Origin of the sequence: Gordonia sp. (in: high G+C Gram-positive bacteria) (assembly GCF_052106715.1) — a bacterium.
Lineage (GTDB): Bacteria > Actinomycetota > Actinomycetes > Mycobacteriales > Mycobacteriaceae > Gordonia.
The window spans coordinates 66,794-88,229 of sequence record NZ_JBQEDL010000012.1; the positions used below are offsets into that span (position 1 = coordinate 66,794).

Sequence of the window (21,436 nt, forward strand, 5' to 3'; positions counted from 1 at the left end):
CATCGAGTCGGTGGAGTTTCCAGTGAACGTGTACCGCCTCGCGATGGCGGCGGGAAGCAACCGGGACTTCAACTCGATTCACCACAACCGCGAGTACGCACGATTGAGCGGTGCTCCGGACGCTTACGCGAACGTTCTGTTTCTCATGGGGATGTGGGAGCGTGCAGTTCGCGACTGGGCGGGGTCGGGTGCGCAGATCATCGCTTTCAAGAGATTCACGATGCGGCGGTTCAACCTAGTCGGTACCACGACGCGGGTCGGTGGCGAGGTCGTCGCTGTCGATGCAGAGTCCGAAGTCGTGTCACTCCGGCTGGTCAGCGAAGACGACGCCGGCGTCACCGTCGGTCCGTCCGTTGTGGACGTACGGCTCCCCGGAGCCCGATCATGACCGCGGCCGCGATTGCCGGTCTGGGCATGACAGAGATGGGCAAGGTTTATGGCCGGACGGCGATCGACTTCGGCGCGGATGCAGTCAGGCTCGCCGCAGCTGACGCGGGACTAGAACTCGACGAGATCGACGCGCTGCTCATCTCGAGTGGTGTCACGGGCGAGTTGGGTCTCCCGCTCGCGGTGGCCCTGGACATGCAGGATCTTCGGGTGCTGTCGGAGGTGCAGGCATTCGGGTCGACGGCCGGACTCATGATCCAGATGGCGACCCGTGCGATCGACGCTGGTGACGCGGACGTGGTCGCGTGCGTATTCGCGGATGCCCCCCTGAGGGAGCGACGGTCAGTCGGTGACGCGTACGCACAAGCGAACTCGGCTGTGTCGGGCTGGGAGGGAATCCTGCGCGTCAACGGAGTGAACAGCGCGAATGCGCTGTACGCGCTAGCCGTCCAACGACACATCGACACATTCGGCACGACGTCTGAGCAGTTGGGGTCGATTGCTGTCGCACAGCGACAATGGGCACAGTGCAATCCGGTCGCGCAGATGCGCGACCCCATCTCGCTCGATGATCACCAAGCGTCGCGACTGATTGCCGGTCCTCTGCACCTGCTCGACTGCTGTCTGGTTTCGAACGGCGGAGTCGCGGTGATTCTCACCAGCGAAGAACGAGCTGCTGATTTGCGTCGCCCCGCAGTATCGGTCCTGGGAGCGGCACAAGCGCATCCGGGCCGTTACATGCGTCGACGAGACGATTTCGGTCTAGTGACGGGCGCAGCCCAGGCCGGGCCGCGGGCGCTCGCCCAGGCCGGTGTGAGCATCGACGACATCGATCTCGTCGAGTTGTATGACTGTTACACGTACACGGTTCTCGTCACGCTGGAGGACTACGGATTCTGCGAGAAGGGTGAGGGCGGCCAATTCGTCTCTGAGACAGGAATGCTCGGTCCTTGCGGCACTCTCGCGCTCAACACCGGTGGCGGGCAGCTCTCGTCGTATTACATGTGGGGCTTCACGCCGCTTGCGGAAGCGATCATTCAACTCCGTGGTGACGCAGGTGCCAGACAGGTCTCGGCACATGACCTCGCTCTGGTGTCGGGCAACGGCGGGGTGCTCGACCACCACTCGACTCTTGTACTCGGCGCGAACAGCGGTTTGGTGGTAGCCGAATGAATCCCCGAGTCACGCTCGCCAACCTTGCACCGGTGATGCCCGCCATCGGCACCGAGCAGTTCTTCGCCGCCGCCGAACGGGGAGAGTTCCTACTGTTCAGGACCGCATCAGGCGATGTGATCGCCCCTCAAGACGCCTGTGGCGCGAGCGACGTGACGCCCTTCGCGGCGTCAGGCGGCGGCCGTGTCGTCACATCGAGTGTCATCTATGGAAAGGACGGCGACGGAGCATCGACGCCCCGATACACGATCGGCATCGTCGAACTCGATGAGGGGCCGTGGTGGTGGTCGGAGCTGATCGTCCCGGGTTGTGACTACAACCAGCAGGTCCTGACCGGACGAAGGGTGTCGGTGCGATTTGTGAACTCAGGGGACGAACCGCGGCACGCCTCGGTCCCCGTCTTCGTCGTCGTCGACTGACGAACGACCTCGCTGACACAAGGCCGCCTTTGGGATCGGGCTGCCTGGTAACGCGTCCCCGCGTGATCGAGGACGGTCCGATCCCGATCACACGGATGGGCTCTCGTCGAGCCTGAGAGTGGAGATTTACCGGTGGATGTCCTGACTTCAATGAGGCAGTCGCGAATGACGGCCTACCAATACGTGGTCGTCATCGTATGTCTATGCATCATGACGATCGAAGGCTTCGACGTGTTCATCATGGGATTTGCCTTACCTCATCTTCCAGACGGATTTCTGACTGACTCCGAGCGAGGACTGCTGCTGTCGTCGGGACTCGCAGGGATGGCTGCCGGAGCGCTACTCTTAGCGCCGCTCGCAGATCGGATCGGACGAAGGCGTGTCATCAATCTCAGTCTTCTGGTCTGCGTTGTGGGGATGGCAGCGAGCACCGCGGCCGGAAGCGGACTGGAACTGACGTTCTGGCGTCTGGTGACCGGCATAGGCGTCGGGAGCATGGCATCGAGCGTGTCGGTGCTCGTACAGGAGTTCACCTCGGACCGAATGCGGGGCATAGTCTTCGGAATCTTCTCCGTCGGCTTTCCTCTTGGAAGTGTGCTTGGCGGGTACATCGGTGCAGGCCTCGTCCATGTCTTCGACGGTGCGTGGCAGGCGATGTTCGCATTCGGTACCGGGCTGACGGTCCTAGCCCTGCTACTGAGTGTGTGGCGCGTCCCAGAATCCGTCGATTTCATCGTGGCGAAGAATCCAAGAGGCGGTCAGCGACAGTTGGACAGAATCGCCGCAAGACTACGCAACCCAGACGTCGATCCGACGGCGCGACCCGAAGCCAGTCAGAAGCAGAGCTCCGGGACGCGCAGTGGTCTGTTCGAAGACGGCCAGACCGAACGCACAGTGCTGCTCTGGGTGTCGTACGCCTGCCTGATGATCGCGTTCTACTTCGCGAATACCTGGACGCCGCAATTGGTTACGTCGGCTACGGGCGATGCCGACGCCGGAACCAATGCTGGACTCATCCTCAGCGCAGGCGGCTTCATCGGAGCCATTGCCTTCGCCGTCCTCAGCATCAAGTTCAGTGCCGCCCCGATGGTGTGGATCTCGATGCTGGTGTCTTCGGCGAGCATGCTCGGGTTGGCCGCTGTATTCGGGATTTCTGGCGCAGCACTGCTGATGACTACGCTGGTCGGAACGTTCACCTACATCGCGATCGTCGCGATTACAACCCTCGTGGTCCCGCTCTACGGGGCCCAGTCGCGTGTGACGGCAGCCGGTTCAATGGTCGGCATCGGAAGACTGTTCTCAATCGTCTCGCCGCTGGCCGTGGGGGTGCTCGTCACAGCGATCTCGCCAGAGGCGCTGTACATGCTAGCTGCCATTCCCCTGTTGATTGGCGGTATCGCCACGTATCGGCTCTGGCGGATAGTTTCTGCGCAGTCGGCGGAGACCGGTGAAGCTTCCGTGACGGGAGTAGATCGGGCGAAACCCTTCGACAGCGAAGCATCCTCCGGAGTGTCGAACTGACGTAATCGACGAGCGGCCCGCCCCGAGATGTTTCTCGGGGCGGGCCTGAGTTCTCGATGAGCGGTCAGTCGTCGGCTTCGCGCTCGGCGAGCCGGGCCTGCGCGAGTTCGAAGACACTGGAATCGCCGTCGGTCCAGGTGGTCTCGAGTGTGCGATACGCGATCCGCCAACCGGTAACGGTCCGCGTGAGTCGATCCCGGTACGTGCCCGCGACGACGTAGGTGTTGCCACCGCGCGAGTCGACGAGGTAGTGCTGCGCATGGAAATAGCACACCGTGGACGCGCTGTCGTCGCCGTCGTGCCTGATGGTGATGTTGGTGATGAGGTGCTGGCTCGAGTCCAGGCCCGACAGTGCTTGGTGGCAGGCCTGGCCGACGGCGTCGGGTCCTTCGTGGACACCCGCGAGCTCACCGTAGTTCGCGACGCCGTCGGCGGTGAACACGTCGTGCAGCAGGCGCCAGTCGCGAGCGTCGATCGCCATCGCGTATCGGATCAGGACATCGCGGATCTCTTCGTTGTCGGCGATTCGCCGGATCGTGTGTTCGAGGGTCGATGCATCGTGGCTCACGGAACGTCCATTCCCTGGTGATCGGTAGTCATGGGCGGCTCGCCGGATCGGATCGGGCGCGCCCTCGTAACGGTCGCTGTCCGGCGTGTCATCGCGCCATGGCCGACGCCAGTCGTGGTGACGTCGCGCTCTGGTCGTGACGGGTCACGCTCGTGAACCCGCGGTAGCCCTCTGCCGCGACCTCGTCGCACGCCTGTCGGTACACGTCGAGACCGCCGACGTACGACATGATGACCTGCGGCTTTCCGGGGATGTTGACACCCGTGTACCACGACTCGCCTTCGGGGTAGAGGGTGTCCTTCGCCATGTCCGCGGCCTCATCGGTCCAGGTGCGTGACGCCTGCGCCGTGGGCTCGACGCGCGTGACTCCGCGACTCTCGAGATAGGCGATGAAGTCGCCCGCCCATTCGACGTGCTGTTCGATTGCGCAGACCACGTTGGTCAGCACGTTCGGGCTGCCGGGTCCGGTGAGCATGAACATATTGGGGAACTCGTCGACGGCGATGCCCAGGTACGTGACCGGTCCGTCGGCCCACTTGTCTTTGAGGCGACGGCCACCCGCACCGCGGATGTCCATGTTCAGCAACGGTCCGGTGATCGCGTCGAATCCCGTCGCGAGGACGACCGCGTCGAGCTCGTGGTCGACGCCTCCCGCGCGGATGCCACTGGAGGTGAACGTCTCGAGCGGCTGTTCGCGCAGGCTCACGAGGTCGACGTGGTCCCGGTTGAAGGTCTGGTAGTAGTTCGTGTCCAGCGTGATGCGCTTTGCGCCGAGCGGGTAGGTGCGCGGGGTGAGGCGTTCGGCCAACTCCGGGTCGGTGATGGTCTCGCGGATCTTGCCGCGGAAGAAGTCGGCGATCGTCTCGTTCGCCTCCCGGTTCGCGAACAGATCCGGGTAGCACGCGATCAGATCGATCGCACGGTGGCGACCCCACCGTTCCTCGTAGATCGCCTGCCGCTGCTCCGGTGTGTGGTCGAGCGCGCTCTCTTCGAAGGTGTCGGTGTACTGACCGGTGCCGCTGGCCTTCGAGCGTTCCAGGTGGTCGTCGATGTTGTCTTTGAAGTCGCGGATCTCGTCCGGGGTGAGCGCGCGGTTCCCGCATGCGAGGCTGAACGCCGGGGTCCGTTGGAACACCGTCAGGTGATCGGCCTGCTCGGCGACAAGGGGGATCACTTGGACGCCGGACGACCCGGTACCGATGACGCCGACGCGCTTACCCGCGAAGTCGACGTCGTGCTCGGGCCAGTCGGCGGTGTGGTAGATCTCGCCAGCGAACTGATCGAGGCCGGGGAAATCGGGAGTCATCGACGTCGACAGGCACCCGACAGCGGTCACCAGATACCTGGACCGGGTCACGGCGCCAGTGTCGGTGGTGGTGACCCACTGGTCGGCGTCGTCGTCGAACCAGGCGGATACCACCCGCGTGTTGAACCTGTAGTGCGGCTTGACGCCGAGGCGGTCTGCGGCGAAGTTCAGGTAACGCAGGATCTCCGGCTGCGACGGATACCTTTCGGTCCAGTCCCACTCCTCGATGAGTTCGGGGGAGAACGTGTACGCGTACTCCATGCTGATCACGTCGCACCGCGCGCCGGGATAGCGGTTCCAGAACCAGGTTCCGCCGACGCCGTCGCCCGCCTCGAATCCCTGGACCGTGAGCCCGAGTTCGTGGAGCCTGTGGACCATGTAGATGCCGGAGAATCCGGCACCGATCACGACGGCGTCGACGGCGTCGGCTGCGGACTCAGTGGTGGCGGCGTCAGTCATGGGACCCTTCCTTTCAGGGGTGGGTGTCGGTGTGCGGGTCGATCTCGCAACCGACGATCAGTGACGACTATCACCATAACGATTATCATCGTTAACGGAAAGGGGTGAAGCCAAAGCTACCGACAAATAATTGATATTCATGATCATGGTCGGATAATGTGAAGCGCGAGACCGCGCTCACGTTCGATGCGGCCCCGCGCGCCGGGTCACTGTTCCGGCCGGAGTCGCCGCATGGTCTGCTTCTGATCATTCGACAGTGCTGCGAGAGGAACGACATTGGACTTCGGAATCCTGATGGGAGACCAGCCGGTCTCGACGCCACCGGAAGAGCATCTGGATCTGATGCTTCGCAAAGTGGAGGCAGCGCAGCGCGCGGGCTTCAAATACCTGACCATCGGGCAGCATTTTCTGTATCAGGACTTCCGCTGGTTCCAGCCGATTCCGCTGCTAGCCCGCCTCGCGGCCGAGCTCGACGACGACGTGCGGATCGGCACCACCGTGCTGATCGGTCCGCTGCACCACCCGGTTCAACTCGCTGAAGATCTTGCGACGCTCGACGTCATCACGAAGGGCAAGCTCGTGGTCGGGATCGGAACCGGCTATCTCGAGCACGAATACGAGGTCTTCGACCGCCAGTACAAGAAGCGGTACAGCCTCCTCGAAGAGCAGATCGATCTGATGACTCAGTTGTGGACACGGGATCGCGTGACCTTCCACGGACAGTTCTGGCAGGTCGAGGATCGGCCGACGCATCTGCACCCCATCCAGAAGCCGCGACCGCCGATCTGGCTGGGCGCCATGAAAGAACAGGGCGTCCGCCGCGCCGCTCGCCACGGCGACGTCTGGACCATCACCCCTCAGCAGACACTCGAGCAGCTCGATGACCTCGTCGACCTCTACGTAGCCGAACGTCGTGCGCTCGGTCTGCCGCTGAACAAACTTCCCCTGCGCCGCGAGCTGCAGGTCGCCGATACCTTCGACCAGGCTCTCGATGACTTCGCGAGCGTGGCCCGCGTCAAGTACGTCTCGTACGCCGGCCAGGGCATGGGGCTGCTCGACAAGGAGCGGGTCGAGCACGAATTCCTCGAGAACGTGAAGGACCACGTGCTTCTCGGTTCCGGCGAGCAGGTGCGCCAGCAGATCACCGACATCGCCGGACGGCTGCCGATCGGCCCGCTCCTGGTGCGCCCGCATTGGCCCGGCATGGACGCCGAGCAGACCGAGGCGTACCTCGAGCGCGTCGGACGTGAAGTGGTCGAGCCGCTGGCCGACCTGCAGAGTGTGGATTTCAAGGCTCCGGCCTGAGCGTCGTCAGCTACAAGAACATCCCTGAGAGGAGTCACGCATGTCCGACAAGGTCGCTTTCATCACCGGGGCCGCACGAGGTCAGGGGCGCAATCACGCGGTGCGCTTGGCGGCAGAGGGCGCGGACATCATCGCGCTCGACCTGTGTGCGCCGGTCGGCGGCGCGCCGTATCCGATGGCCGAACCCGACGACCTCGACGAGACGGTACGGCTCGTCGAGGCGCAGGGGCGACAGATCTGTGCGAGGCAGGCCGACGTCCGCGACTCGGCTGCCGTCGCGGCCGTCCTGGCAGAGGGGACCGCGGAGTTCGGTCGGCTCGACATCGTGGTCGCCAATGCGGGTATCGCAGGCAGCTTCCCGGTCGACGACCTCACTGACGAGATCTGGAAGGACATGATCGACATCAACCTCACCGGAGTCTGGAACACGGTGAAGGCATCCGTCCCGCACCTTCGGGCCACCGGTCGAGGAGGCGCGGTCGTGCTGACCAGTTCGGTCGCCGGACTGAAAGGGCTGCCGAACAACGCCCACTATGCGGCGGCCAAGCACGGCGTCCTCGGGATCATGCGCAGCCTCGCGAACGAGCTCGGTCCCGACGGGATCCGAGTCAATGCGGTCCTTCCGACCAACGTCGACACCACGATGCTGCTCAACGACGCCATCTACCGGCTGTTCCTGCCCGACGAGAGTGACCCGACGCGCGACCAGGTGGAACCGATCATGCGTGGGATGCACGTCCTGGACATTCCGTACGTGGAGGTCGACGACGTCAGCAACGCGATCGTCTTTCTGACCGGTGAACAGGCACGGTACGTGACAGGCGTGGCGATGCCGATCGACGCGGGGGTCCTTGTCAAATGATCGCCTCGGTCAAATGATCGCCTCGGTCAAATAGTCGTCTCGACATCGGGACCCGCTCAGGCGTCCTTCGGCTTCTTGAGCATGAGGCCTGCGCGGTGGCAGATATGGACCAGCTCATCGCGTTGGTTGATGCCGCGGTGCTCGAAGTAGACGATGCCCGAGTCGGTGCGGCTCTTGGACTCTCGTTTGTCGAGGATGGTGCTCTCCGCACGGATGGTGTCGCCGTGGAAGACCGGGTTCGGGAAGTCGAACTTGGTGTACCCGAGATTGCCGAGCGTCGTTCCCATCGTGAGGTCGTACACGATCATGCCGCCGACGAGACCCGCCGTGTACAGGCTGTTCATCAAACGCTGCCCGTGTGGCTGCGTAGCCATGTACTCGGCGTCGAGGTGGATGGGCGCCGGGTTCATCGTGATCGACGTGAACAGGATGTTGTCGTACTCGGTGACGGTCCGAGACCAGGCGTGACGATACTCTTTGCCGATCTCGAACTCTTCGTACCAGAGGCCGGGCATGGGAATCTCCTTCGAGAAGTAGGGGACGGCGAGACCATCAGAGCTGGCCACCGTCGACGGTGAGCATCGAACCGGTCGTGTATGAACTGGCATCTCCGGCCAGATACAGGGCGGCTCCGGTGATCTCGGTCGGGTCGCCGCCTCGGCCGAGCGCGAACGTCTGGGCGCGCGCAGCGAAGGCGTCGGCGTCCCACGACTTGCTCACGTCAGTGAGGAAGGTGCCTGCGATGATCGCGTTGACGCGGACCTCGGGGCCTAGGGCATGCGCTAACGCAATCGTCATCGCATTCAGCCCTGCCTTCGCCGCAGCATAGGGCAGAGTGTGGGGACGCGGGCGCTCGGACGCACGGCTGCTGATGCTGATGATCGAACCGCCGCCCTGCTTCGCCATCTGCTGCCCCGCTGCGATCGACAGCGCGAACGGACCCTTCAGATTCACGTCGAAAACCTTGTCCCACAACGCTTCACTGATCGTCTCGACTCCGTCATAGAGCGGTGACATGCCCGCGTTGTTGATCAGGATATCCAGGTGCCCGAACTCCTTCACGATCGCGTCGACGGTCGGCTGCGCGTCGTCCCAGTTGCCGACGTGGTAGGCGAGGGGAAGGGCACGGCGGCCCGTGGACTCGCGGATCTCCTCTGCGGCGACCTCGCACGCGTCGAGCTTTCGGCTGGCGATCACGACGTCGGCGCCGGCCTCGGCGAGGGCCCCGACCATGGCGCGGCCGAGGCCGCGGCTGCCGCCGGTGACGAGGGCGACCTTGCCGGTCAGGTCATAGCTGGTTGTGGACATGGTCGTCGCACACTCCTGTCGCTCAGGTGAAAAAGGGGGACGTGGGCTACTGGTCACGGGGTCGCGGGGGCGGCGGGAACTCGGGCGCGCGTCCGGCGAGGAACGCACCCGCGCCCTCGACCATGTCGGGGCTGCCGATGGCCTGCAGAAGCATGCCGAGGCCGTTGCGCATCGAGTCCTGCGCATTGTTCCAGTACAGATTGCTGCTCAGCTTCGTGATCTCCAGATACCGAGGACTCAGCGCCTTGATCTCGTCGATCCACTCGTCCACGCGCGTCGTCAGCTGATCGCCCGGCACGACTTCGTTGATCAGGCCGAGGTCGAGCGCCTGCTGAGCGGTGTATCGGCGGCACAGCATCGCCATCTCCTTGGCGCGCTTCTCGCCGATCTGAATCGGCAGGATGTTCGTCGCGCCGAGCACAGGTGATGAGCCGACGCGTGGCCCGGTCTGACCGAAGGTCGCCTTTTCGGCCGCTATCGCGAAATCACACGCGATCACCAACTCGTTTCCACCGCCGGCCGCTGCACCGTTCACTGCGGCGATAACGGGACGTGGGCAGCTACGGATCGCGTCGCACACCTGCAGTGATGCGGTGAAGAGTTCGCGGAGCAGCGCCGGATCCGGGTCATCGAGTTGATTGAGGGCTCCGCCTGCGCAGAAGCCGCGGCCTGCACCGGTCAAGACCACCGCGTACGCGTCCGACGCTGACTTGAACGCCTCGATCATGTCGCGCGCCATGTCGATGTCGTAGGCGTTCAGACGTTCCGGCCGGTCGAGTTCGACCCAGACGACGTCGTCTTTCCGAGTCACGTTCACGCCACTCATCGGCGAGCCTCCTTCAGTTGGGATCGCCGTGCGGCGATCGAATGGTGTCAGGCATGCGCGGTGGCGAAGTCGGTCGCCGACGTGCCGACTGCGGTGCGCGCGGCGATGACGTCGCGCGGACGGTCGACACCCAGCCACGCCGCGAGTGTGCCGTCGGGCGCTGTCCACGTGACGGTGTCGAGGTCGCCGGAATCGGAGGTCGTGATCGTCGCGATGTCGTCCGATGTGTGCGCACCTACGTACTGGATCTTGTGGCCGAACTGGTCCGACCAGAAGTACGGCACCGGGTCGTACGCGGGAGCCTCGCCGAGCAGCGCGACGGCTGCGGTCGCCGCTGCGCCGCCTGCGTCGTCCCAGTGCTCCACCGCTACATGACGACCGGTACGCGGGGACCAGCGTTGCGCGACGTCGCCGAGCGCGACGACACCGGAGACGCTCGTACGGCAGAACTCATCGGTGAGGACGCCGCGGTCGGTCGCCAGGCCTGAGCCGTCGAGCCAGCCGATCGACGGTCGAACCCCGATACCGGTGACGACCACGTCGGCGGGGATCACCGTGCCGTCGGCGAGGACGACACCCTCGCCGCTCACCTCCCGGACCGACGTCCCGCACCGCAGATCGGTGCCGGACCACCACGGTACAAGACGATTCGCCACGTCCGCGCCGAGCGCGTTCGCCAACGGAGCATCCGCGTATTCGAGGCACGTGACCTGGCAGCCGTGAGCCGTCGCCGCCGTTGCGACCTCGGCGCCGATCCAACTCGCGCCGATGATCACGACGCGAGCCCCCGGTGTCAGTCGATCGCGCAGTGTCAACGCGTCGTCGATCGTCCGAAGCGTAATCTGCTCGCCGTCGCCCGGTAGTCGGATCGGTTCCGCCCCCGTCGCGATGACCAGACCGTCGAACGGGAGGTCGCCGCGGCCGGTGTGCAACACTCGTGCCCGGGTGTCGACGCCGGTCGCGACTCGCTCGGTGTGGACGGTGACGTCCAGCTTGACCGGGTCGAAGGGGAGCGCGGTGCTGTCTTTGGCACCGGAGAGAACGTCCTTCGACAGCGGAGGCCGGTCGTACGGCAGGTGCCCTTCGGCGCTGACGATGTCGATCGGTCCGGTCAACTTCTTACGCCTCAACGTCGAGACGGTGCGGGCCGTAGCGAGTCCGCCGCCGACGACTACCACGCGGCCGTCGAGCCGAACGGGGCCAGTGCTCTCCTCCACGGTGCCCATCAGACCTTCGTGTAGTGCTCGGCGAACAGCGGCGTGTCGCCGAGGAGCCGTTTGCCCGGAGTGAAGGTGACCGGGATCGAGTGGAAGCCCGCGTTGGTCCCCTGGTCCGGGTAGGTGACGACGTTGTCCATGTCGACGACGTAGTCGCCCATCCGCTCGAAGACCTGCGTGAAGATCTCGCGCGCCAGTCCCTTCGCGATGTACAGCCCCGCGCACCGATGGACTCCGACGCCGAAAGCGATGTGCCGGTTGGGCCAACGCGTGATGTCGACCTCGTCGGGGTCGGTGAACTGCTCGGCGTCGCGGTTGGCCGACGCCCATGAGAGGAGGGCGCGATCGCCCTTCTGCACGGGGCAGCCGTGGAACTCGGTGTCTTGCATGACGGTCCGGCCGAGTGCCTGGGTAGGGGAGAATACGCGGAGGAACTCCTCCATCGCGACGTCGATCATCGACGGGTTCTCGATGAGTTGCGCACGCTCGTCCGGGTGCTGGTACAGCCACACCAGGGACTGGGTCACCAGCGATGCGGTGGTGCCGACTCCGCCGGAGATGACGAGTTCGAGGATGGAGTAGATCTCGTCGTCGGTCATCTTCTCGCCGTTGATCTCGGAGTCGATGAAGTAGGTGGTGATGTCGTCGGCAGGGTGTTCGCGGCGGTGACGGATGTGCTCGCGAACGGTCGCCTCGACCCAGGGGACGGATACCTCGGCGGCATGCTTGTACTCGTCGGAGTCCGGAGCCGCGGACACCAAGGTATGCATCGCGTCGACGTATACCTGGTACTCGGCGGGATCCAGGCCCAGCCAGTCGATGACGACCATGGCCGGGACGCCGGCGACGATGGCCAGATCGGCCTCGCCGCTCTCGATCACCGAATCGAGGATGCCGGTCACGTAGTGCTTGATCATGGGCTCGAGCTTCTCGGCGGCCTTCGGCGCGGTGACCCTATTGATCAGCTTGCGATACGGAGCCGAGTTCGGCGGATCGATCTCGATCGGGATATGGAACTCAGTGGGAGCCTTCGGAATCGTGACCGCGAGGCCTGCGCCGCCGTACTCGTCGTGACGGGCGGAGGAGAACAAGTCGTCGTCGCGCGAGGCCTCGTAGACGGACGCGTAGTCTGACAGCACCCAGAATCCGCCGTGCGTCTCAGTCCACGCGACCGGAGTCTCTTCGCGCAGCTTTCGGTAGATGGCCACATGGTCTCGCGTGTGCTCGCTTGAATGGTGATCAAACTGCGTAACCGGGCAGCGGCGCTCGTTGGTCACTGTGCTCTCCTTTATGTGTGCCGTCTCACTGTTACTATGATAATAGTTATTACTAGTTGGACGTCAAGTCGCGACCATCGACCGGCGCGACGATGATCACCGCGGGTGAATCGCATGGGTCGATCCCGCTGCTGGTCACGGCTCGAAGGAGAAAGGTTGAAAGATGAGGATTCAAGCAGATCAGTCTAAGTGCCAGGGTCATGGTTTGTGCCGGATGTCGGCTCCGGATGTCTATGACACCGATGACGAAGGCCAAGTGATCGTGCGGTTCACCGGTGACATCCCGGAAGATTTGGAAGACGGCGCTGTGCTCGGCGTCGAGTCGTGCCCGGAGGTCGCACTCACGGTGATCGACGACTAGTGACAACCTCTCATCCGACGCGGCCGGGACGAATGCCACTCACAGCCCAGTGGTTTTCGTGTCGGCCGCGTCTCGTCTGAGTCCGCCTACGACCCGCCACAACGCAGAGGGGCTCCTTCGGCCTGGCGACCGCCGGAGCCCCTCTGCGTTGTGGCGGGTTCGCTGCGCGAGCAGGGACCCGGGTCAGTACATCAACAGTTTGGTCTCGAGGAATGCGCTGAGGCCCTCGACGTTGCCTTCGCGGCCGATTCCGGACTGCTTGTAGCCGCCGAACGGTTGGGTGACGCACATGTCCCAGGTGTTGACGCCGATCTGGCCGGTCCGGACCCGGCGTGCGATCGCCTCGGCCGTGGAGTCGTCGGCTGCGTACACGGCACCGGAGAGGCCGTAGTCGGTGCTGTTGGCGATGTCGACGGCTTCGGCGACGGTGTCGTAGGGGATCACGGCGATGACTGGACCGAAGATCTCCTCATTGGCGATACGCATGTCGCGAGTCACATCTGCGAAGATGGTCGGCTCGACGTAGGCACCCTCCTCGAATCCCTCGGGGACGCCGCCGCCGATAGCGACGCGGGCGCCTTCGCGCTTGCCGATCTCGATGTAGTCCAGGACGCGCTCCTGCTGACGCTTGGCCGCCAGCGGTCCGAGGGCGACGCCCTCCTCTCGGGGGTCGCCGACCTTGACTTCCTGGTAGGCGGCGACCATGGCGTCGACGAGTTCGTCCTGACGGGACCGGGGGACGAGGATGCGGGTCAGCGCGGCGCATACCTGGCCCGAGTTGCCCAAGCCGCCGAAGACGAGGGTCGGCAGGACCTTCTCCAACGGGACGTCCTCGGTGAGGATGGCCGCCGACTTGCCGCCGAGCTCCAAACTGATGTTGCCGATGCGCTCGGCCACCGACGCCATGATCTTGCGTCCTGCCGCAGTGCTGCCGGTGAACGAGACCTTGTCGACGCCGTTGTGCTCGACGAGGTACTGGCCTGCCTCTCGGCCTGCCGGGACGACGTTGACGACGCCGGCGGGCAGCCCCGCTGCCTCAAACGCCTCGGCGAGCATCATGACGCTGACGGGACCCTCTGGCGCAGGCTTGAACACGGCGGTGCAGCCTGCGGCGAGCGCCGGGCCGAGCTTGAGTGAACCGGTGGCGACGGGGCCGTTCCACGGGATGATCGTGGCGACCACACCGACGGGTTCACGAACGAGCTTTCCGCGGCCGCTCTCGTCCCAGGTGCGCTCCTCTTCGAACTCGAAGCGCTTGTACAGGGTCGATGCGTCGTCCCACATCTTGCGCGCATTGTCGTGGAAGGCGTCCGCCACAGCGGCCGGGGCTCCGATCTCCTGTGTGAACGACTCGGCCATCGCCGGGCTGCGCTTGACGACCTCCTCGCCCACGCGTTTGAGGTAACCGGCTCGCTCTTCTGGGGTCATCCGCGGCCACGGGCCGTTGTCGAACGCCTCGCGGGCCGCAGCGACGGCACGGTCCATATCCGCCTCGGTGGCTTCGGGGACCGTTGCGATGACCTGATTGTCGATGGGGGAGACGACCTCGATCTTGCGGTCGGTCGCAGGCTCGACCCACTCGCCGCCGATGAACAGTTTTTCGTAGCTGGGGATTGCCATGAGATTCCTCTTTCAGTTCGGTGGAAGTTCTGTTCGGATTAGGAGAGCGTGAAGCCCTCGTAGTCATTGGCGGCGGACTTATCGATAGCGTTGCCGTACTCGACGATCCCGGCGGCGTATGGCATGAAGATCTGCACTTTGCCGTCGATGTTGGCTCCCCGATACCAGGACCCGGAGTCGCCATTGGGCCACAGAGTCATCGCGGCGACCTCCTCGACCGTCTGCACCCAGGCTTCCTGTGCGGGTTCCTGGGCCTCGATCATCGTGTAGCCCTCCCTGCGCATGGTGTCGAGCAATTGTGAGATCCACTCGACGTGCTGTTCGATGGCGGTGACCATGTTGGCGAGCACTGACGGGCTGCCGACGCTCGCCACGATGATCATGTTCGGGAAGCCGGCGGTGCCGAGCCCAAGGTGCGTCTTGGCGCCGTGTCGGCCCCAAGTCTCGGCCAGGCTGCCGCCGTCGGTGCCGCGGATGTCCATCTTGGTGAACGGTCCGGTGAAGGCGTCGAAGCCGGTGGCGAGCACCATTGCGTCCAGTTCGTACTCGGTGCCGTCTGTGAGGCGGAAGCCCTTCTCGGTGAACGTGTCGAGCGGGGTCTTCTTCACGTCGACGAGGTGGACGTTGTCGCGGTTGTACGTCTCGTAGTAGTCGGTGGCGACGACGGGGCGCTTCGCGCCGAGCGGATAGCTCGTGGGCTTGAGCGAGTCTGCTGTCTCGCGATCGTCGACGATCTCGTCGATCTTGGTGTGGACGAACTCGGCGACCGCGTCGTTCGCAGCTTGGTCGAACATGAGGTCGGCGAACGACCCGAGGAAGTTGATGCCGCCACCCTCCCAGCGTTCCTGGAACGTCGATCGACGCTCCTCGGGGTCCACGTCGAAGGCGTTCTTCGGGTTGTCGTCTCGGAAGACCCCTGCTGGGTGTGTTCGGTTCCGGACTCGCCGGTCGGGGTAGTCGGCCTTGATCTCCTCGAGTTCGCCGTCGTGCAGCGGGCGGTTACGCGTGGGAATGACGAAGTTCGGTGTGCGCTGAACGACGGTCAGGTCTGCGACGGTCTCCGCGAGCGCGGGGATGACCTGTGCCCCGGTCGAACCGGTGCCGACCACTCCGACCCGCTGTCCGGCCAGGTGCTCGCCCTCGGGCCAGTCGAAGGTACGTAGAACCCGCCCCTCGAACGTGTCGAAGCCGGGAAGGTCGATGTCCTTGGGGACGGACAGGCACCCGACAGCCATCAGGAGGTAGCGCGCGCGGTAGATGCGTCCGTCCGCGGCGGTGGCGGTCCACAGACCTTGCGACTCATCCCATTCCGCGCTCGTGAGCGTCGTGTCGAAATCGATGTCCTTGCGCAGGTCGAAGCGATCGGCGACATGCTTGAGGTACGCGAGAATATCGCCTTGCGCGGGGTACTTCTCAGTCCAGTCCCACTCCTGCTGAAGATCGTTGTCCCAGCTGTACGAGTAGTCGACGCTCTCGACGTCGCATCGCGCGCCCGGATAGCGGTTCCAATACCAGGTCCCGCCGACCTCGGGAGCCTGTTCGACGACGTGGACGCGATGCCCTTCGTTGCGCAGACGGTGCAGGAGGTACAGGCCGGAGAAACCTGCGCCGACGACGAGGACTTCGTAGTCGGCGACGGACGTCGTTGGGAGGGTTTCAGGCATGGATCGGTGCTCCTTCTTTCCGGCGGCGGTAGTGGTGTCTGTGTTGGGAGGTGTGCGAGACACAAGACCTGGCTTGTGACGTAAACTATACGCATAGTATGCACTGATTTGGGAGGGTCGGAAAGAATCTCCAATGCTGCCGCGAGGATTGTCGATCGCGTGACGTGTGACTCATTCTATGAATATGATTGCAAGGAACACTCCGGTCTACCGAAGGGAAGCAGATGTCGCTGGACCCCACAGACCCCGTAACGATCAGCTACGCGGCGACCAGTCTTCTGAATGAGTACCAAGCGCTCGTCGACGCGAGAGATATCGACGGTCTGGCACAGATAGTCCACCCGGATGTCGAGCTGACCAGGCACGACGGCACGACCCACGGAAGCGAGGCATTCCTCGACCTCTACCGCCGTTTCGCGGCCTCCGACGTCCGCGATGCTCAGCACATGGCGACCAACGTGGTGGCGACGACCAACGACGACGGCTCTGTCGACGTTCGTTCGACGTTCATCGCCATCACTACTCACGCGTCGGGCGGTGCCCGCCAGATCTGGGGCCGCTACCACGACACGATGGCCCGGCACGGTGGGCGATGGGTTCTGACCGCGAAGCGTATCGCGGTGGCCCGCACCGCACTGCTCGACGATTCGATGCTCGCTCCGGTCGAAATCGACACCTTCGGGGTGATCCCGCGATGACCGCAGAACTCGAATCCCGACTGCGGCGGGTCGAAGACCGCCAGGAGTTGGCCGAGCTGGTCCTGCTGTACTTCCACGTCATGGACGAACGGGATCTCGACCTCCTGCCGAAGATCTTCACCCAGGACGCGCATCTCGGCTCGGGCGACGGAGTCTTCGACGCGACTGGTCTCGACACGATCGCCGAGACCTATCAGGGACGTTTCGACGCGCTCGGTGCTACCTTCCATTACTCGCACGGACTGATCGTCGCGTTCGACGACGCAGACCCGGACGTCGCATCGGGCACGTTGACCGGGCATGCCGAAGTGGTTCGGAACGGGACCCCGATGATCGTCGGACTGCGCTATGCGGACACCTATCGACGCACGTCCGACGGCTGGCGGATCGCGAATCGAGTGATGTCGTACTTCTACTACACGCCTGCCGACCGCTATGTCGAGACGATGCGGACCGGCGACCGCAACCTCGCGTACGGAGACCCCCGCCCCGCGGACTGGCCGTCCGTTCTCACCGGCGGCGACCTGTCCTGGCTGCGGTCTCTGGCGAACCGATGAACACCACCCCGTCTGTCCCTCCTGACCCGAAAGGCCGGAACCATGCCAACCCGTGAATCGATCGAGAACCTGATCAGCCGCTACTCGCTGGGCTACGACACCGCCGACTTCGACGCGATCGACGTGTGCTTCTCCGACGACGCAGTCTTCCGGATGACGTTGCCCGGCAACGAGCCCGTCGTCTTCGACGGCAAGGACGCCATTCTGTCGCTGATGAAGCAGTCCGCCGAATCCCAGACCGACCAGCGTCGCCACGTCAACTCGAATCTCATCGTGCACGGCACTGAAGACGGTGTCACGCGCACGACCCACTATCTGACGCTTCTCGCGACGGAGAACGGCGAGATCCGTGTGCTCAGCGCGGGCGTGTATCGACTGGAGATCATCGGCGACGACGATGACCCGCGGCTGCGCACTCTTGATCTAGAACTCGACCGGCCCTACTGAAACAGAGAACGACGATGAATCAGGGACTGATTCCAGCCAAGTGGGCAGCACTGACCCCAGGCAACCAGGCGATCTACGATTCGACGAACGATCGGCGCGTCGACTGGCGAGAGCTCGACGAACTCGTCCGTCGCATGGCCAATGGCTTGTTGACTCTCGGACTCCAGAAGGGCGACGTCGTCGCCATGATCTCGCGCAACTGCGTCGAGTTCCAAGCGTTGTACTTCGCAGCGGGCCGGGCAGGGCTGGTCGCCCAGCCGTTGAACTGGCGGCTCGCGACGCCTGCGTTGGGCGAGCTGCTCGGCGATGCCCGACCTAAGGTACTGATCGCCGAAGCCGAGTTCGCTGACGTGGTGTCCGAACTGCAGCGAACGGTCGACATTCCGCACTGGCTCTCGTTCGGAGAGGGCGGCGACGGCAGCCTCTACGAACTGATCGATGGCGGATCGATGGACGAACTCACCGTCCAAGTCGCCGAAGACGATCCGTTCTTCCTCCTGTACACCGGTGGAACCACCGGACCGTCGAAGGGCGCTCTGCACACGCACGCGAGTGCGGCTGCGGGCATGCTCAACCAGACGGTGGCCGAACGAGTCGTCCCCACCGACGTCTACATGCTCACCGGGCAGATGTTCCACATCCCGATCGTGCTCGCAATGAACTACATGAAGCACGGGTGCCCGCTCGTCCTGATGAACTTCGAGCCCAAACTCGCGTTGGACCTGATCGAGAACGAGAAGGTTTCGGCATTCCTCGGCGTGACGACGATGTTGAACTGGATGATGGCGCAAGAGAACTTCGCGTCGTACGACCTCTCGAGTCTGCGGAACATCCAGTACGGCGGCGGTCCGATGCCATCGAACATCGTGCGACAGGCGCTCGACTCGTTCCCGTGCACTCTGATCCAGGGCTACGGTCAGACCGAGGGCACCACGATGACCTTCCTTTCGCAGGAAGACCACCTCGCCGCCGTCCGCGGTGTGCGCCCCGAGCGACTCAAGTCGTGTGGTCGGGAAGGATTCGTGACGCAGGTCAGGATCGTTGATCCGCTCACCGGTGAACTGGTGCCGACCGACGGCTCGACGCCTGGCGAGATCATTGTGAAGAGCCCGGCCAACATGGTGGGTTATCTCAACAAACCCGAACAGACCGAACGCACCCTTCGTGACGGGTGGATGTGGACGGGCGACATCGCCACCTGGGACGACGAGCGGTATGTCTTCATCGTCGACCGGGCCAAGGACATGATCATCTCGGGTGGAGAGAACATTTACTCGGTGCAGGTCGAGGAGGCGATCGCGACCCATCCCGCAGTTCTCGAGTGCGCGGTGATCGGCGTACCCGACGATGAGTGGGGCGAGGCGGTGAAGGGCTTCGTGGTCCTCAAACCCGGGCAGGGCGCCACCGAGCAAGAATTGATCGACCAGGCGCGCGCGAATCTCGCGAGCTATCAGAAGCCGAGGTCGGTCGAGTTCGTCGCGGAGTTGCCGAAGGCTCCCACAGGGAAGATCCTCAAGCGTGAACTCCGCAGACCGTACTGGGAGGGGCATGACGGGAATGTCTGACGACGTCGAGAGGTACACGGCCCTGGTGGGTCGTGAGTTTCCCGGCGGCACGTACACGATCGAACCGTGGCGGGCGTGGCTGGTCGCCGACGTACTCGGCGACGACCCGTACGACGAGACGCCGCACCCGATGATGGCGTGGATGGCGTCCGTCGGTGGAAAGGGCATCACCTGGGACGAGTTGTTCGCCTGGTTCGGTGCGACGGCTGCGGACGGTCCGATGTTCGGCGAACACCAGACCACATTCCACGCGCCCCTGACCTGCGGTGACTACCAGGTCACCGGACAGATCACCTCGTTCGACCGCAAGGTCGGCCGTCGTACCGGGACATTCGACATCGTGGGGTATGAATTCGATCTGTGGCGCGACGACCAGAAGGTCGCCACCTGCTGGAATTCACTTGTGCTGCCGAGGAAGGGCGAGTCGTGACCGTTTCGATAGGTGATGTCGTGACCGGCCGTGAGATCGCCGTAGACCCTGCGCGAATGAAGACGATGGCGGCGCTCCTGGCCGATCCGAACCCGATCCACTGGGACACGCGCGCTGTGGCCGAGCTTGGACTCGGCGAGGCACCCGTCAACCAAGGGCCTCTGAACATGGGGTACATCCAGACGATGCTCGCCGAGTGGGCGGGCGGCCGCGACCGGATCTGCAGCTTCCGCTGCCGATTCCTCGGCAACGTGTTCGGCGGGCAGACGGTGCGGGCAGGTGCCGAGGTGACCGGTATCGAGGACGGGCCGGACGGCCGACTGGTCCAATGCGAGGTCTGGCTGGACGTCGACGGTGCCGGACGCGCTATGTCGGGGACCGCGACCGTGGTCCTGAAGAAGTGAGAGAGACGATGACAGATACCGTGAACCACCCGGACCAGAACATGGACCCGCAGGATCCGATCGCAAACGGAACCCTCGACTTCCAGCTCGCCTATGGCGACTGCGACATGGTCGGCATCGCCTACTTCGGCATCTATTACCGCTGGATGGAACGGTGCTATACGACGTGGATGTTCGCGAACGGACTGCGCGGCGGTGAGCTGCTGGATCAGGTCGGAGTCGTGACCGTCGGTCTCAACTCGTCTGCCCAGTACAAGCAGACGGTGACGGTGTTCGACCGGATCCGCTGCCAAGCGGTCGCCGACCGTATCGGAACCACTTCGTACAGTGTGGGTTTCGAGTTCACGAGAGACGGCGAACTCGTCACCAAGGGGCAGATGACGTTCGCCGTCCGCGACGCAGACTTTGCGAAGGCCCCGATACCGCAGCGGATGCTCGACGTCCTGGCGACGTTGCCTGCACCGAGTTTCGACGTGGCATGAGAGACCTGTCGGCGTGGGTGCGCGCCCGGACCGCGGTGTCGGAATGCGGGATATCGGAGTCTGGCATATCGGAGTGTGGGACGCCGGACGCCGCTGCCTCCCGCGAATCGCTGCGCGATCTCGCCATCCTCTATGCGATAGCCGTCGACGCTCACGACCTCGACGCGCTGGCGGTCATGTTCCATCCGGACATGGTGCTCAAGCGAGACGGTGAGACGGTGTCCGGACGAGACGCGGTGCTGGAGTTGTTGGCCGCGTCGATGCGCGGATTCCGGCGAATGCTGCACACGCCGGAGACGCATGTCGTCCACGTCGAAGGGACGAGGGCCGAGGGCATCGCGACGGCGCACGCCGAACTCGTTACCGGGCGGGGAGTCGTCCTTGCCGCGCATGAGTACGAAGACGCCTACGTCGTACACGACGGGTGGTGGGTGTTCGCGTCCCGTCGAATCCGGTTCGTCTACGCGGCGCGTTCGGACCGCTACGGCGAGATCCTTCCCGCCGACGACCGGGTCCGACTTCCCGGCGACGAACCGCGCGCGATGCTCGGCAGTTGGTTCACGGGGTAACACTCACACGA

General features: G+C 64.2%; 24 protein-coding genes. 15 read left to right on the forward strand and 9 right to left on the reverse strand.

Annotation, left to right across the window (positions count from 1 at the left end):
* Nucleotides 1–10: 10 nt before the first annotated feature.
* The 4 genes from ACTIMF_RS08380 to ACTIMF_RS08395 all read left to right on the forward strand — a co-directional run bounded on the left by ACTIMF_RS08380 (nt 11) and on the right by ACTIMF_RS08395 (nt 3,500).
* Nucleotides 11–388 (forward strand): acyl dehydratase, encoded by a 378-nt coding sequence (locus ACTIMF_RS08380; RefSeq protein ID WP_442349819.1) that lies wholly within the window; start codon nt 11–13, stop codon nt 386–388.
* Nucleotides 385–1,560: a thiolase family protein gene (locus ACTIMF_RS08385; protein WP_442349820.1), complete on the forward strand. Its 1,176-nt coding sequence runs from the start codon at nt 385–387 to the stop codon at nt 1,558–1,560. The genes ACTIMF_RS08380 and ACTIMF_RS08385 overlap by 4 nt, the downstream gene beginning before the upstream one ends.
* On the forward strand, nt 1,557–1,979 hold the full coding sequence (locus ACTIMF_RS08390; protein ID WP_442349821.1) for a Zn-ribbon domain-containing OB-fold protein: 423 nt from the start codon (nt 1,557–1,559) through the stop codon (nt 1,977–1,979). Before ACTIMF_RS08385 ends, ACTIMF_RS08390 begins: the two co-directional genes overlap by 4 nt.
* Before the next feature lie 165 nt (nt 1,980–2,144).
* A complete protein-coding gene (locus ACTIMF_RS08395) occupies nt 2,145–3,500 on the forward strand; it encodes an MFS transporter (protein ID WP_442349822.1) in 1,356 nt (451 codons plus the stop codon).
* A 64-nt stretch (nt 3,501–3,564) separates the two neighbouring features.
* Here ACTIMF_RS08395 and ACTIMF_RS08400 read toward each other — a convergent pair whose 3' ends face one another.
* Nucleotides 3,565–4,068 (reverse strand): nuclear transport factor 2 family protein, encoded by a 504-nt coding sequence (locus tag ACTIMF_RS08400; protein WP_442349823.1) that lies wholly within the window; start codon nt 4,066–4,068, stop codon nt 3,565–3,567.
* A gap of 88 nt (nt 4,069–4,156) precedes the next feature.
* Nucleotides 4,157–5,833, reverse strand: a complete 1,677-nt coding sequence (locus tag ACTIMF_RS08405) for a flavin-containing monooxygenase (protein WP_442349824.1) — start codon at nt 5,831–5,833, stop codon at nt 4,157–4,159.
* 276 nt (nt 5,834–6,109) lie between these two features.
* On the opposite strand from ACTIMF_RS08405, the gene ACTIMF_RS08410 reads away from it, so the two are divergent.
* Together ACTIMF_RS08410 and ACTIMF_RS08415 are read left to right on the forward strand one after the other, a co-directional pair.
* Nucleotides 6,110–7,138, forward strand: a complete 1,029-nt coding sequence (locus tag ACTIMF_RS08410) for an LLM class flavin-dependent oxidoreductase (protein ID WP_442349825.1) — start codon at nt 6,110–6,112, stop codon at nt 7,136–7,138.
* Between the two features lie 40 nt (nt 7,139–7,178).
* Nucleotides 7,179–8,000: a mycofactocin-coupled SDR family oxidoreductase gene (locus ACTIMF_RS08415; protein WP_442349826.1), complete on the forward strand. Its 822-nt coding sequence runs from the start codon at nt 7,179–7,181 to the stop codon at nt 7,998–8,000.
* Between the two features lie 56 nt (nt 8,001–8,056).
* Here ACTIMF_RS08415 and ACTIMF_RS08420 read toward each other — a convergent pair whose 3' ends face one another.
* From ACTIMF_RS08420 to ACTIMF_RS08440, 5 genes are read right to left on the reverse strand one after another with little or no spacing between them, the layout of a single operon-like run.
* The gene (locus ACTIMF_RS08420) at nt 8,057–8,515 is read right to left on the reverse strand and encodes a MaoC family dehydratase (RefSeq protein WP_442349860.1); all 459 of its coding nucleotides are present in this window, start codon (nt 8,513–8,515) and stop codon (nt 8,057–8,059) included.
* 37 nt (nt 8,516–8,552) lie between these two features.
* Nucleotides 8,553–9,308 (reverse strand): SDR family NAD(P)-dependent oxidoreductase, encoded by a 756-nt coding sequence (locus ACTIMF_RS08425; RefSeq protein ID WP_442349827.1) that lies wholly within the window; start codon nt 9,306–9,308, stop codon nt 8,553–8,555.
* Between the two features lie 46 nt (nt 9,309–9,354).
* Entirely contained in the window at nt 9,355–10,134 is a 780-nt protein-coding gene (locus ACTIMF_RS08430; RefSeq protein ID WP_442349828.1) for an enoyl-CoA hydratase/isomerase family protein, read from the reverse strand.
* A 47-nt stretch (nt 10,135–10,181) separates the two neighbouring features.
* Nucleotides 10,182–11,360, reverse strand: a complete 1,179-nt coding sequence (locus ACTIMF_RS08435; RefSeq protein ID WP_442349829.1) for an NAD(P)/FAD-dependent oxidoreductase — start codon at nt 11,358–11,360, stop codon at nt 10,182–10,184.
* Complete coding sequence (locus tag ACTIMF_RS08440) at nt 11,360–12,628, reverse strand: cytochrome P450 (RefSeq protein WP_442349830.1); 1,269 nt, start codon at nt 12,626–12,628, stop codon at nt 11,360–11,362. Before ACTIMF_RS08440 ends, ACTIMF_RS08435 begins: the two co-directional genes overlap by 1 nt.
* A 163-nt stretch (nt 12,629–12,791) precedes the next feature.
* Here ACTIMF_RS08440 and ACTIMF_RS08445 point away from each other — a divergent pair, with 163 nt between their 5' ends.
* Nucleotides 12,792–12,989, forward strand: a complete 198-nt coding sequence (locus ACTIMF_RS08445; RefSeq protein WP_442349831.1) for a ferredoxin — start codon at nt 12,792–12,794, stop codon at nt 12,987–12,989.
* A gap of 183 nt (nt 12,990–13,172) precedes the next feature.
* On the opposite strand, the gene ACTIMF_RS08450 is transcribed toward ACTIMF_RS08445, so the two are convergent.
* Entirely contained in the window at nt 13,173–14,609 is a 1,437-nt protein-coding gene (locus ACTIMF_RS08450; RefSeq protein ID WP_442349832.1) for an aldehyde dehydrogenase, read from the reverse strand.
* 38 nt (nt 14,610–14,647) lie between these two features.
* Nucleotides 14,648–16,273 carry a flavin-containing monooxygenase gene (locus ACTIMF_RS08455; protein ID WP_442349833.1) on the reverse strand — a complete coding sequence of 542 codons (1,626 nt, stop codon included), beginning with the start codon at nt 16,271–16,273 and terminating at the stop codon, nt 14,648–14,650.
* Between the two features lie 224 nt (nt 16,274–16,497).
* Here ACTIMF_RS08455 and ACTIMF_RS08460 point away from each other — a divergent pair, with 224 nt between their 5' ends.
* Genes ACTIMF_RS08460 through ACTIMF_RS08495 form a run of 8 tightly spaced genes read left to right on the forward strand, consistent with a single transcriptional unit; the run spans nt 16,498 to nt 21,425 of the window.
* Nucleotides 16,498–16,971 (forward strand): nuclear transport factor 2 family protein, encoded by a 474-nt coding sequence (locus ACTIMF_RS08460; RefSeq protein ID WP_442349834.1) that lies wholly within the window; start codon nt 16,498–16,500, stop codon nt 16,969–16,971.
* Nucleotides 16,968–17,528, forward strand: coding sequence for a nuclear transport factor 2 family protein (locus tag ACTIMF_RS08465; RefSeq protein ID WP_442349835.1), 561 nt, complete (start codon nt 16,968–16,970; stop codon nt 17,526–17,528). Before ACTIMF_RS08460 ends, ACTIMF_RS08465 begins: the two co-directional genes overlap by 4 nt.
* 42 nt (nt 17,529–17,570) lie before the next feature.
* Complete coding sequence (locus ACTIMF_RS08470) at nt 17,571–17,975, forward strand: nuclear transport factor 2 family protein (protein WP_442349836.1); 405 nt, start codon at nt 17,571–17,573, stop codon at nt 17,973–17,975.
* Nucleotides 17,976–17,989: 14 nt separating this feature from the next.
* Complete coding sequence (locus ACTIMF_RS08475; RefSeq protein ID WP_442349837.1) at nt 17,990–19,540, forward strand: class I adenylate-forming enzyme family protein; 1,551 nt, start codon at nt 17,990–17,992, stop codon at nt 19,538–19,540.
* Nucleotides 19,533–19,970: a hypothetical protein gene (locus ACTIMF_RS08480; protein ID WP_442349838.1), complete on the forward strand. Its 438-nt coding sequence runs from the start codon at nt 19,533–19,535 to the stop codon at nt 19,968–19,970. Before ACTIMF_RS08475 ends, ACTIMF_RS08480 begins: the two co-directional genes overlap by 8 nt.
* Nucleotides 19,967–20,374: a MaoC family dehydratase gene (locus tag ACTIMF_RS08485; RefSeq protein WP_442349839.1), complete on the forward strand. Its 408-nt coding sequence runs from the start codon at nt 19,967–19,969 to the stop codon at nt 20,372–20,374. The genes ACTIMF_RS08480 and ACTIMF_RS08485 overlap by 4 nt, the downstream gene beginning before the upstream one ends.
* Nucleotides 20,375–20,382: 8 nt before the next feature.
* Entirely contained in the window at nt 20,383–20,856 is a 474-nt protein-coding gene (locus tag ACTIMF_RS08490) for an acyl-CoA thioesterase (protein WP_442349840.1), read from the forward strand.
* The gene (locus ACTIMF_RS08495; protein WP_442349841.1) at nt 20,853–21,425 is read left to right on the forward strand and encodes a nuclear transport factor 2 family protein; all 573 of its coding nucleotides are present in this window, start codon (nt 20,853–20,855) and stop codon (nt 21,423–21,425) included. The genes ACTIMF_RS08490 and ACTIMF_RS08495 overlap by 4 nt, the downstream gene beginning before the upstream one ends.
* Nucleotides 21,426–21,436: the final 11 nt, after the last annotated feature.